This is a genomic window from Pontibacillus sp. ALD_SL1 (genome assembly GCF_017355605.1).
On record NZ_CP062974.1, the window covers coordinates 2,703,038 to 2,715,530 of the forward strand.

Annotated in this window: 13 protein-coding genes; all 13 read right to left on the reverse strand. The window is 39.8% G+C overall.

All coding sequences use genetic code 11. From position 1 onward, the window contains the following. Window positions 1-80 precede the first annotated feature (80 nt). Window positions 81-608, reverse strand: coding sequence for a metallophosphoesterase (locus tag IMZ31_RS13765; protein ID WP_207527885.1), 528 nt, complete (start codon window positions 606-608; stop codon window positions 81-83). Window positions 609-621: 13 nt separating this feature from the next. Beyond that, window positions 622-1,215 (reverse strand): XTP/dITP diphosphatase, encoded by a 594-nt coding sequence (locus IMZ31_RS13770; protein ID WP_207527886.1) that lies wholly within the window; start codon window positions 1,213-1,215, stop codon window positions 622-624. 16 nt (window positions 1,216-1,231) lie between these two features. Beyond that, window positions 1,232-1,984 carry a ribonuclease PH gene (rph, locus tag IMZ31_RS13775; protein ID WP_036784592.1) on the reverse strand — a complete coding sequence of 251 codons (753 nt, stop codon included), beginning with the start codon at window positions 1,982-1,984 and terminating at the stop codon, window positions 1,232-1,234. A 346-nt stretch (window positions 1,985-2,330) separates the two neighbouring features. Continuing rightward, complete coding sequence (locus tag IMZ31_RS13780; RefSeq protein WP_207527888.1) at window positions 2,331-3,410, reverse strand: GerMN domain-containing protein; 1,080 nt, start codon at window positions 3,408-3,410, stop codon at window positions 2,331-2,333. Between the two features lie 351 nt (window positions 3,411-3,761). Continuing rightward, window positions 3,762-4,565 carry a glutamate racemase gene (racE, locus tag IMZ31_RS13785; protein ID WP_207527890.1) on the reverse strand — a complete coding sequence of 268 codons (804 nt, stop codon included), beginning with the start codon at window positions 4,563-4,565 and terminating at the stop codon, window positions 3,762-3,764. 11 nt (window positions 4,566-4,576) lie between these two features. Continuing rightward, window positions 4,577-5,053, reverse strand: a complete 477-nt coding sequence (locus IMZ31_RS13790; protein WP_207527892.1) for a MarR family winged helix-turn-helix transcriptional regulator — start codon at window positions 5,051-5,053, stop codon at window positions 4,577-4,579. Window positions 5,054-5,218: 165 nt separating this feature from the next. Further along, window positions 5,219-5,443 carry a helix-turn-helix domain-containing protein gene (locus IMZ31_RS13795; protein WP_036784583.1) on the reverse strand — a complete coding sequence of 75 codons (225 nt, stop codon included), beginning with the start codon at window positions 5,441-5,443 and terminating at the stop codon, window positions 5,219-5,221. 120 nt (window positions 5,444-5,563) lie between these two features. Then, on the reverse strand, window positions 5,564-6,214 hold the full coding sequence (locus IMZ31_RS13800; protein WP_207527893.1) for a response regulator transcription factor: 651 nt from the start codon (window positions 6,212-6,214) through the stop codon (window positions 5,564-5,566). Further along, window positions 6,207-8,576, reverse strand: coding sequence for a sensor histidine kinase (locus tag IMZ31_RS13805; RefSeq protein ID WP_207527895.1), 2,370 nt, complete (start codon window positions 8,574-8,576; stop codon window positions 6,207-6,209). Before IMZ31_RS13805 ends, IMZ31_RS13800 begins: the two co-directional genes overlap by 8 nt. Window positions 8,577-8,670: 94 nt before the next feature. Next, a complete protein-coding gene (locus IMZ31_RS13810; RefSeq protein ID WP_207527897.1) occupies window positions 8,671-9,135 on the reverse strand; it encodes an acyl-CoA thioesterase in 465 nt (154 codons plus the stop codon). Window positions 9,136-9,226: 91 nt separating this feature from the next. Further along, on the reverse strand, window positions 9,227-9,994 hold the full coding sequence (gene sdhB, locus IMZ31_RS13815) for a succinate dehydrogenase iron-sulfur subunit (protein ID WP_207527898.1): 768 nt from the start codon (window positions 9,992-9,994) through the stop codon (window positions 9,227-9,229). A 2-nt stretch (window positions 9,995-9,996) separates the two neighbouring features. Continuing rightward, on the reverse strand, window positions 9,997-11,757 hold the full coding sequence (sdhA, locus tag IMZ31_RS13820) for a succinate dehydrogenase flavoprotein subunit (RefSeq protein ID WP_207527900.1): 1,761 nt from the start codon (window positions 11,755-11,757) through the stop codon (window positions 9,997-9,999). A gap of 55 nt (window positions 11,758-11,812) precedes the next feature. Further along, window positions 11,813-12,421, reverse strand: a complete 609-nt coding sequence (locus IMZ31_RS13825) for a succinate dehydrogenase cytochrome b558 subunit (RefSeq protein ID WP_207527902.1) — start codon at window positions 12,419-12,421, stop codon at window positions 11,813-11,815. Between the last annotated feature and the right edge of the window lie 72 nt (window positions 12,422-12,493).

The window sequence follows — 12,493 nt, forward strand, 5'->3', positions numbered from 1 at the left end:
TTATGTTCCATCTGTGGAAGCGAACAAAATTTATTATAAGGACTATATAGAAATATGTCAATACATTTTAGGCAGAAGATTTAACTTCTGCCTAAAAAAGTTGTTTCATATGTTAAATCAGGGATTACTTCTCCTTCATCATTATAAAACTGAACTCGAACAGATTGCTCATCATTCCAGCTTACAATTGCATACGTTTTTTCAGGATGGTTCCTTGGCAAACGAATACTACCTGGATTAATAAACAATTTACCACCGACCATTTCAGCACCCGCAATGTGTGAATGGCCAAAGCAAACAATGTGAGCACCTCGTTCGTCAGCACGATAAGATAAAGGCATTAATGTCGATTTAACACGAAATAGATGTCCGTGAGTTACAAAAAAAGACATGTTTTGTATAGATTCCTGCACTTCTTCCGGATACTCGTCATCAAAGTCACAGTTTCCCTTCACCTTGATATAAGAATCCATCTCAGCAGAACGGTAATCTAATTCTGAGTCTCCACAATGAATCATGCCATCTACTTCATGCGCATGACGGTCTTTTAGGAGCTGAACTTCTTCAGTTAATCCATGACTGTCGCTCACAATTAATACACTAGGCATGAGTTATCTCTCCTTATGAGAATAATTGATGGATGCGGTCTTCGATCTTAGATAGCGCACGACTCCGGTGACTGATTTTATTTTTCTCATCAGCCCCTATCTCTGCCATGGTGGCTTTGTAACCATCTGGGATAAAGATAGGATCATAACCAAAGCCACTTTCTCCATGAGGCTCTTCTGTGAGGCGGCCTTCACACGTCCCTCGTTCGAAGACTACATTTTGGCCAGGTATACTAAGAGCCAATACGCATACAAAACGCGCTGTTCGATTCTTTTCCCCTTTTAGTTCTGATAAAACTTTTTCGAGGTTTTTTTGATCATCTTTTGGTTCCCCAGCATAACGAGCTGAATAGACACCTGGACTACCATCCAAAGCGTCAACGACAAGACCTGAATCGTCTGCAATAACCGGTACATTTAATATAGAAGAAATTGTTCTCGCCTTTAATTCAGCATTTTCTTCAAATGTTTCACCAGTCTCCTCAACTTCAGGAAGGTTTTGGTCCAGGTCATCGAGTGATAATGTTTCTATATTATATTTCGAAAATAATTGACGAAATTCGCGAACTTTCCCCTCATTATGCGTAGCGACAACTATTTTTTTCATAATGTCTCTCCCCTTATTACTGGTTGCGATTCCGATCGATATGGGCACTCCATTCACCTATAGCTTCTTTCTGTTGGTCAAACAGCTCCCCAATGCCTCCTTGCGCTAACTCAATCATCTTCTGCAGCTGCGGATATGAGAATGTTGCCTCTTCTCCAGTCCCCTGGAGTTCGACAAATTCTCCATTACCGGTCATGACCACATTCATATCTACCTGAGCTTTAGAATCCTCTTCGTAACAAAGATCTAATATTTCTTCACCAGTAGGCAATACGCCCACAGACGTAGCAGCAAGGAAATCTTTTATAGGTAGCTTTTTAATTGTTCCTTGTTTTACAAGTTTCCCAAAAGCAAGAACCATCGCTACAAAAGCTCCCGTAATAGAAGCCGTTCTTGTCCCTCCGTCAGCTTGAATCACATCACAATCTACCCATAATGTACGTTCCCCGAATTGCTCAAGGTCAACTACCGCTCTTAAAGAACGTCCGATCAAGCGCTGAATCTCCATTGTCCGTCCTGTTACTTTCCCTTTTGAAGATTCCCTGATATTTCTCTGTTCCGTTGCTCGAGGTAGCATGGCATACTCTGCTGTAACCCAACCTTTGCCTTGACCTCTCATAAAAGGAGGAACACGGTCTTCTATACTTGCATTACAAATCACTTTGGTTTCTCCAACAGTAATTAAGACAGATCCTTCTGGGTGCTTTACATAGCCTGTTTCAATATGTACCTGTCTTAGCTCATTTTCATTTCTTCCATCCGTTCTCATGTTTCGTCCTCCTTCACTTAATCCTAGCTCATCTTAACATATTTTGAAGCAAAAGTTTACTGTAGTACCATGTCTGTTGAAGACGGTTGTTGATTTTTAATCTGTTCCATATAAGTCCCTTAATCGGAAGTCTCGAAGTTGAGGAAATGCTTCCGTTCGCTTAAATTAAGAATAAGGTGGTTCGGGGAACCGGGAGACTCCTGCGGGAGAAAGAGGTCGACGAGACCCCACAGGGTGGTTTTCCCGAGGAGACTCGACAGCTCGAGTTATCAAACCACAACCACGAAAAAAGAGGCTTCTTTGGATGCCTCTTTTCTCGATTTATAGTATGTGCAAAATCAGCTTATTAAAATCGACCTGTATTTACCATTTCAGGGCGAGTCACTGGTTTTGTGAAAGCATTTCCTTCTTCATCATATAACTCTTCAAAGTCTTTAACCTTTACAGACACTGCTTCTACGTTCTCATCCTCAGTTAAAGATAAGACAAGGGAATCCATAACTTTCTTCGAAATAATCGATTGATCTTCAAAGTTGCTTAAGACATTTTCGTTGAATGTTAGAGTCAAAATACCATCTTTGACGGTCGGCTCTTCTGTTAACTGCACACCATCGTTAAATACATTTAAAAGGTCTCCCTTATAACCTGGTCCGTTCACAAGGGTTTGTATAATCGTTTCGTATTCACTCTCAGCTGCACCCTCTACACGTTTCGTAACAGGAACATAGTAAAATTGGTCGTCATGCTGGGCAGGATAATAAACGGTCACAGAACGACTGTTGGAGATATCAGCTACATCCCCTGTTTGAAGATTTATGCCGTTGGCTCGTGAATATCCGCTAGAAAGTGGAGTATTGTTCACTGGCATAACCTCAGCATCATAACCGTTAATTTGAAGCTTGATCCGGTCTACATTTTCAAACTGAGTGAGCGTGTAAGTCATAGATTGCAAGATCTTAAGCTCATCTTCCGGACGATATTCTATAAACTCTTTAGACACATCCACAACTAAGGTACCATCTTCTAATAAATCAAGACCATTTACTTCTGTACCTGCAGGCAGTACCGCCTGGAATCCACTTGGCAAGAAGTCAGTAACAGGACCTCCCTTAACCAGGTACTGAAGAACTTGTTTAGCAACATCGTTCGTTTCCGGTTTAGGAAGAGGTAACGTTTGAGGAACGACCATGCCATTTTCATCTAATAAATATAGTTGACGGGCCACAGTCTCAACTTTGATGACCTCCGTGTTATCTGTTTGCCCTGCATTCACACTCTCTTCCGTTACCGCTCCCTCTCCTTCCATATTTTCTTGTTGTGGCTTATCCATTTCTTTTAAAGATTGCTCCCCTTGAAAGACACACCCTGATAATAGAGCGACACTAGTGACAAGACTCCCGCATAATAAAGCAGCACGCTTCCGCATGTTTTCCCCTCCTATGATGGTTTGTACTACTATATATACGAGCCATCTAACAAATTAGACCAACAATTACGAAAGACCACCTAAACAAAAGACTCCCCTTATGTTTGATGTCCTTCCATATATCCCTCTTATATGGAAGACTTGAAGTTGAGATATTTCAGCAGGTTTCCGTTGGCTTTAGTTGAGTGTAAGGTGGGCCTGGAAACTACTCGCTTTCCTGTGGGGAGCGAGTTGTCCCCGAGCAAGACCAAGCACTCATAAACGTAAAGGCCCCTCTCGGTTTCAAGTCTTCAAGCTTACTCCCTAAAAAGAAAAAAATCAGTCTACCCTTTCTAAGGGTAGACTGATCGTTTAATCACCAAGTGTAATGGTTCCTACATGGGAAATTCGTTCTTCAAACCAAGTATCGGCTATATCCCTAAATAAGTTTGCGTCACCAGTAGTGTAAAATTTATGACGTGGTGGACGATTACCTTCATATAGCCTTCCATAATAGTCAAGGATTACACTTACTTCCTGAGCTGTTTCGTCTCCTGATGAGATAACTGTAATGTCATCTCCCATCACTTTTTGGATCGTTTCTTTCAATAAAGGATAATGGGTACATCCTAATATCAAGGTGTCGATATGGTTTGCTTTCTTCATAGGTTCTAACGTCTCTCTTACAACGTGTTCCGCTTGATCTCCCTTAAATAATCCTTGTTCTACTAGAGGAACAAAGGGAGGGCAAGATAGAGCATTAACCCAAATACCAGGGTTAATGTGTTGAAGAGCATTCGTATAAGCTTTACTTTGAATTGTGCCTTCTGTACCGATTACACCTATATGTAAGTTCTTAGATACTTTAATGGCTGATCTTGCCCCTGGTTGGATTACACCAATTACCGGAATGTCTAATTGTTCTTTTAGTTGTTGCAATGTGAAGGCAGTTGCCGTATTACATGCAATCACTAGCATTTTAATTTTCTTAAGTTGCAAAAAACGAACCATTTCCCAGGTGAAGTTAACGACTTCCTCCTTAGGTCTCGGTCCGTAAGGGCATCTCTTTGTATCTCCTAAATAAACAAATTCCTCTTTAGGCAATTGGCGCATTAACTCTTTCGCTACAGTTAACCCGCCTACACCTGAATCTATAACCCCAATTGGTTGGTCCAAATTTATCGCCTCTATTCATCATTGCTGCTTTTTTCTTGCTGCTGTACATCCATCATCTCTGTATGCATGCGTTGTAAAAAACCTTGCAAGCTATCAACTTCCTCATTAGAAAAACTACGAAGAACCTGATCTAAATATGCCTGTCTCTTATCAATTACTTCTTGTATTATGGATTCGCCTTTATCAAGAAGATGAATGAGGACAACACGTCGATCTTTTGGATTCCTCACTCGTTCTACGAGTTGATTTTTCTCCATTCGATCAATAAGGTCTGTCGTTGTGCTGCAAGCTAAGTACATTTTATTTGATAATTCACCAATCGTCATATCCCCAGATTCCAAAAGCCATTGTAAAGCAATGAATTGAGGAGGAGTAATAGGGTAGTGATTTAAAATTTCTCTACCTGTTTGTTTAATAATTCCAGATATATGACGTAATTTCTTCTCTACATCTGCAATCTTGACTTCTGTCGTCGTAACCTTGTCCAACTTGTTACCTCCCGAGAGTCCTAATGTAAATATCCTATGTTCATTGTTACGGTTTTCGAAAGAAATTGCAAGAATAAAACAGCCACTAAGGTATAACCTACGATCATTACAAGCTATATAGATCCCCAAAATAAATACCGACCTTCCGAAGAAAGTCGGTGAAAACTAGAGCTTAAGCTCCCCCATACGAAGTAGCTCAATAACAGCCTGCGAACGCCCCTTAACGCCCAGCTTCTGCATAGCATTCGAAATGTGATTACGAACAGTCTTCTCTGAAATGAAGAGTTCCTGTGCAATATCCTTTGTGGTCTTGTCTTGTACTAGCAATTCGAAAACTTCCTTCTCGCGTTTCGTGAGTAATTGCTTCGGCTTATAGTCTTTTTCCTTCAAGCGCTAACCCCTCCTTGCTAACTTAGAGCTGCAGTTCGAAGGGTAGTTATTTAGTCTTTACATCCTATGAAAAAAAAGATAAAGCTGTGCCACACAGACATTCCACTTTTTGCTTATTTTTTAACTTTGAGAGATTAATCCAAGTTCTTTCGCTCGAATTAAGGCTTCTGTACGAGAACGCACTTCTAATTTGCTAAAAATACCTGTCAATGTATATTCCACACTTCTTTGAGACATATGTAAATTTTGAGCGATGTGTTTATTTGTCAGCCCTTTAGATACCTCGTTCAGTATCTTCTGCTCCTTTTCGTTCAGGGACAACGAACTAGCATCGCCATCCGAAGAAATTTGTTGTGTCGTTGCTTCAGCTCTTCTTAACTGTTTAAATAAATGAAGCGGGATCACAACTTCTTCCCGAAGAGCGCAATGAATGGCTGTTACTAGTTGATCTTTGGTAGCCGTTTTACTTACAAACCCAGATATATTCGATTCCACCAAGAGATTAAAATGGGTGTTAATGTCAAACCCCGTATATATCAAGACTTTCATATCTGGATAAGACGTTTTCACTCTTTTGGCAAGCTCCACACCATTCAACCCAGGCATATATAAATCTAACAGTAATACATCATACGCATGTTCACGAATTTTGTGTTCTGCACTCATACTATCAGATATGACTTCTACTTCCATATCCGCTTCTTGTTCAAGCATTGCTTTAGTCCCCATACCTACTGCTGGGTGATCATCGACGATTAAAATATTAATCATATAACTCCTCCCCTTCATGGTTTGCTGCATTGAAAAATGTAATGTACATTTGAAATCCTTGTTTAGGAGCTGATTGTATACTAATTTCACCATTCAACCCATTTACCCTTTGTTCAATGCCTGAGATCCCCATATGTGAATAGGTTTCAATTCGTTTATTCGGATTAATTCCAACTCCATTATCCTCATAAACTAATCTTACATCTGACCCCTCTCTATACAACATGACAAATACTTTATCAGCTCTTGAGTGCTTCATAGCATTCGTCAAGAGTTCTTGCACAATGCGATAGATCCCTAGTACGTACTGGCTGTTTAATTCTACTTGGAACGCTCTTGAATCAAACGTTACTGTATAATTGGAACGGAGTTGATATTGGTTTATCAAGTTTTGTAACGAAGGGATGAGGCCTAACTCTTCTAAGAACGGAGGCCGCAGTTCATTACACGTTTCACGAATGAGGTGGATGTTATCCAATAACTGCTCCTTAAAGCTAGACATTTTATTCTTTACCTCTGGCTCCATCGAACGCTTTCGGTTTACGAAATCATCCATTTGCCTGTATAGGTATAACTGTTCTTGCAAAACAGTGTCATGAAGGTCGATCGCAATTTGCTGACGCTCATGTTCTGCTAGAGAGAAGAGTAGCCTTGAAAGCCACGCAGGATAGTTTTGCTGACGGTCGTTTTTAACGTGTTGAAGCTCTTGGAATAAATCTTCAATAAGCAACAAGTTTTCGTGAGCAATATTCGTGTTATAGGAGATTGTTTGCAGGTAGCCCCTCTCATCTAAATTCAATTGAGTTCGGTTAGGCTTCTCTGATATATATAGATAGGTAACTTTACTGACCGTGTGGCCAATCACGAGTACGTACCCTTCATGTTTCTGTAGTTTCACTAGATTACCTACATCACCCAATACTGTTTTAGAGCGTTCTACACACTCATTCATTAATGAAAGAGGAACTTCTTGATAAAGACAGTAATAATTTGAAATCGTATTTTGCGAGAATATATAAACTTCCTTTAAATCTAATACATCAAGCAGTTCACGCTTCAACCTTTTAAATAATCCAACCGCATCACGTTCCTTTTTCATTTCATGAACAAAACGCTGCAGACTTTGATGATAATTCTTCTTCTCAGAAAATAAATTTCTTTGAATTTGAAAATTGAAAATCTCTTTTACATAAAGAAATATAACCATGACTACCAATATACCAATACCCAATTGAACAAGGTCTTGTATGGAGAACGGATAATCAATAGCAAAGCCAACCAAAGCTACAATTAATACAGTCGGTATAAATGAAGAATAGGCATAATATCGAATTCGCCCCATTACGAAATCTATGTCTAACAAACGCTTAGCGGTAATGAGATAGATAAAAGTAAGTGGCATGACCATAAGAAACAAAGCGCTTGCTTCTCCGGACAAGATTTGAAACCCAAACAAATAGTTCGGAAGCATAAACAACAGAATAAATGGCGTAAAGGATACAAATAAACCAACGAGCATGTACTTTAATATAGGAGCGTATACCGTCTGTCTATATCGCTTATATCCGATTATGATTAAAGATAACGCAATAAAAGTGAAAGCAATAAATAAAATTGAGATAAATTGCGGATACCAGTCAGGGTAATAACCATTAATCAAACAATAAGCTTCATAAGTTACCACAACGCAGGCTGCAATTTTCATCCAGTTGTATACTCCAGAAGCATACCACCTGCTTTGCAACTCCCTAAAATAACTATCAACAAAATGCAATAGTAACGCTGGACCCATTAGTAATGTAACCGTACTCACTAACGTTGATATCATGTCCCCTCTAGCAGACCCACTAGCAGATAAGTAGGCAAGCCCAACAGTCAAGAAGAATAAGATCAGCCTGTTACCTGATTCATCTTGTCTCTTATGAAAGAGTATAAACAGGGATAAGAGTAGCATAATCAACATGAATGAGGATGGAAAGATGATGTAAAATAACCATTGGTCCAAACTTACTTCATCTTCTATACGTGAATAATTGGTTTCAATATTTTCTGTTCCATCCGTAGGTAAAACAGTAAGCGAATCTGCCTTTTCCACTTTTCCATACGTCTTAACTGTGGAATAATCGCCAGGATGTTTCATATTGATGTCTTGAATAATATATCCTTCTTTTATTCCTTGGTTTGCGGCCCAACTATGTTTATCAACATGCGAAACCTCCCACTGTCCTCCCTCCGTTTGTTCTACATCAATACCTATATATGGTGTTTTTAATATAACCATAATTAAATATATAGAAAGAAGTGTGAACAGGATTGGATAAAGGTAACGCTTCGTTCCTCTAATAATCTTTTTTTTCTTCATAAAGTACCCTCTATTATGTATAATTTCCGATAGAAACTTCGACAAAATCGGTCTATTTTCCTAACTTACCTTACCGAATACTATACAAATGAAATTACCCTTTTGCAACCGATACTTGATGTTCATAAGCTCTTTTTATTTCCCGGGGAATCGATATAGGTTTTCCTGATTCAGCATCAATCTGCACGATTCGACCTCTCCCTGTTAAACAAACGGCACCTTCCTCATTCTTGACGAGATAATGAAGATCATAAGATGTATTTCCTACGTAATGAATTTTGACAGCGACTGACAAGACGTCGTCAAAATAAATTTGCTTATGATAATCACATTGAAGGTCTGCCGCAACCGGGATTGTACCTGAAGGATCAGACTCCTTCTGAAACGCATCTATAGATTTTAAAAATTCAATTCGAGCTTCCTCAAAATAAATAAATGGAACTGTATTGTTCATATGGCCAAACATATCTGTTTCTGAGAATCTCACCTTTGTTCTCACAGAAAACGTAAATTCTTCTAACCACTTCTCAGGGTCTTCTACGTACGACACTTTCTTCATTAAAATTCCTCCTTGTATCTATATGAATCCATAATAAACTCCTGCAACTTGAACAGCTGCAGGAGTCTTGTTTTCGTTCTTATCATCCCAATTAGTTTACTTCGTGGTCACTGCCAAAGAAGCTCTTGAAAGAATGTAAGGCTGTTTCTCTATTCATTGAAGCAATAGAAGTTGTTAATGGAATACCTTTCGGACAAGACTGAACACAGTTCTGTGAATTACCACACTCTGAAAGTCCACCTTCACCCATTAAAGCCTCCAAGCGTTCATTTTTATTCATTGCTCCCGTTGGGTGAGAGTTAAATAAACGAACTTGAGAAATGGCCGCAGGACCTATAAAGTCTGATTTGCTATTTACGTTCGGACAGGCTTCTAAGCAAACACCACATGTCATACATTTAGAGAGCTCATAAGCCCATTGGCGTTTGTTCTCAGCCATACGTGGACCTGGTCCCAAATCGTGTGTACCATCGATTGGAACCCAAGCTTTAACCTTTTTAAGAGCATCAAACATACGGCTACGATCAACCGCAAGATCTCGCATAACAGGGAATGTTGACATTGGTTCAAGACGAATCGGTTGTTCTAGCTGGTCCACAAGCGCTGTACAAGACTGGCGAGGCTTTCCATTGATTTTCATGGAGCAAGCACCACACACTTCTTCTAAACACCCCATATCCCAATAAACAGGTGTAGTATCTTCCCCATTTGCATTGACAGGATTACGACGAATTTCCATAAGTGCTGAAATTACGTTCATATTCTGGCGATATGGTACATGGAATGTTTCTTCATAAGAAGATGATTCCGGGTCGTCTTGGCGCTTTACTATAAAGGTGATGTTTTCAGTTTCGCTCATGTTTATTTACCCCCTTTACTTTTTGAGTAGTCCCTCTTACGTGGTTGAATATGAGAAATATCCACGTCTTCATAGCTAAATACCGGGGCATTGTTCTCTTTATCATAACTTGCTTTAGTAGTCTTTAGCCATTCTTCATCATTACGTTCAGGGAACTCAGGTTTATAGTGAGCACCACGACTTTCATTACGATTCATTGCGCCAATCGTAATAACACGAGCTAGTTGAAGCATGTTCTGAAGTTGACGGGTAAACATAGCTCCCTGGTTACTCCATCTTGTTGTGTCATTAATGTTGATATCATTAAATCGCTCTTGAAGCTCTTGAATTTTCTCATCCGTTTTGCGAAGTTTTTCATTCTCTCGCACAACGGTAACGTTGTCTGTCATCCATTCTCCAAGTTCTTTATGAATTTGATACGCATTTTCAGTACCCTTCATATTAAGAATCGCATCAAACTTCTCTTGTTCTTCTTTTAACTTGTTATCGAATAGAGTAGAAGACATATCTTCTGCCGTTTTATCCAACCCATTGATATATTGAACAGCTTTTGGTCCTGCTTCCATACCTCCAAAAATTGAAGAAAGAAGTGAATTCGCTCCAAGACGGTTTCCACCATGTTGAGTAAAGTCACACTCACCAGCAGCAAATACACCAGGGATGGTCGTCATTTGATCATAATCAACGTAAAGTCCACCCATTGAGTAGTGAACAGCTGGGAATATTTTCATTGGAACTTTGCGAGGATCATCCCCTACAAATTTCTCGTAAATTTCTATGATTCCACCTAACTTAACATCTAACTCTTTAGGATCTTTATGAGAAAGGTCGAGGTAAACCATATTTTCACCATTAATACCAAGCTTTTGGTTCACGCAAACGTCGAAAATTTCACGTGTTGCTATGTCACGAGGAACAAGATTTCCATAAGCAGGATATTTCTCCTCTAAGAAATACCATGGCTCACCATCTTTATATGTCCATACACGTCCACCTTCACCACGTGCTGATTCACTCATTAAGCGTAACTTATCATCACCCGGAATTGCAGTAGGATGAATTTGAATGAATTCTCCATTAGCATAAACCGCCCCTTGCTGGTAAAGTGCTGATGCCGCAGAACCTGTGTTGATTACAGAGTTCGTAGATTTACCGAAGATGATTCCAGGGCCACCTGTAGCTACAATTGTAGCATCTGCTCTAAAGGCTTTAATTTCATGAGAATTGAGATTCTGCGCCATAACTCCACGGCTTACACCAGAGTCATCAATGATCGAGGACAAGAATTCCCAACCTTCGTATTTCGTTACAAGCCCTGCCACCTCATGTCGGCGTACTTGTTCATCTAAAGCATATAATAACTGCTGACCTGTTGTAGCACCGGCATAAGCCGTACGGTGGTGTTGAGTACCTCCGAAACGACGGAAATCTAGTAATCCTTCAGGAGTACGGTTAAACATAACCCCCATACGGTCTAGCATATGGATAATACTTGGAGCTGCGTCACACATTGCTTTAACGGGAGGTTGATTAGCTAGGAAGTCTCCTCCGTAAACCGTATCATCAAAGTGTTCCCATGGAGAGTCTCCTTCTCCTTTTGTATTAACAGCACCATTAATTCCGCCTTGCGCACAAACAGAGTGAGAACGCTTAACAGGTACAAGGGAAAGTAAGTCCACGTGTACACCGGCTTCAGCGGCTTTAATTGTTGCCATTAGTCCAGCGAGTCCCCCGCCTACGACTACGATGTTTTGATTACTCATTTTTTAATGCTCACTCCCTTAAATTCTTTCAAAGACGTCTATATCGTACTTACATTTAAATAAATGCCAGGATAGCTGCTACCCCTACATAACTTAATGCGACAAAAATCGCCAATGTTACATAAGTAGAAATACGCTGTGAACGTGGAGACATTGTTATGCCCCAGCTTACTAAGAACGACCATAATCCATTCGCGAAGTGGAATGTTGTCGATACAACACCGATTATGTAGAAAACAACCATAAACGGATTGGATAAAATATCTGCCATCATGGAAAAGTTAACTTCTTCTCCTAAAGCAGCTTGGATTCTTGTCTCCCATACGTGCCACGTAACAAAGATTAGCGTAATAACCCCGGAAATACGCTGTAAATAAAACATCCAGTTACGGAAATAACCATATTGACTTACGTTATTCTTAGACGTAAAGGCAATATAAACCCCGTAAATGGCATGGAAGTATAGAGGAATGAAGATAATGAATAGCTCTAATACAATGCGGAATGGAAGACTCTCCATAAAGTGAGCCGCATCGTTAAACGCTTGTTCCCCTCTTGTTGCGAAATGGTTCACAACTAAGTGTTGGATTAAGAACACCCCAACTGGTATAACCCCTAGTAATGAATGTAACCTGCGATAAAAAAACTCTCGATTGCCTGCCATGTGTGACGTTTACCCCCCTCGAATAGTATGTAACTTTATTTGCGCAAACTTTTCAGACAATAAAGCGCTTTA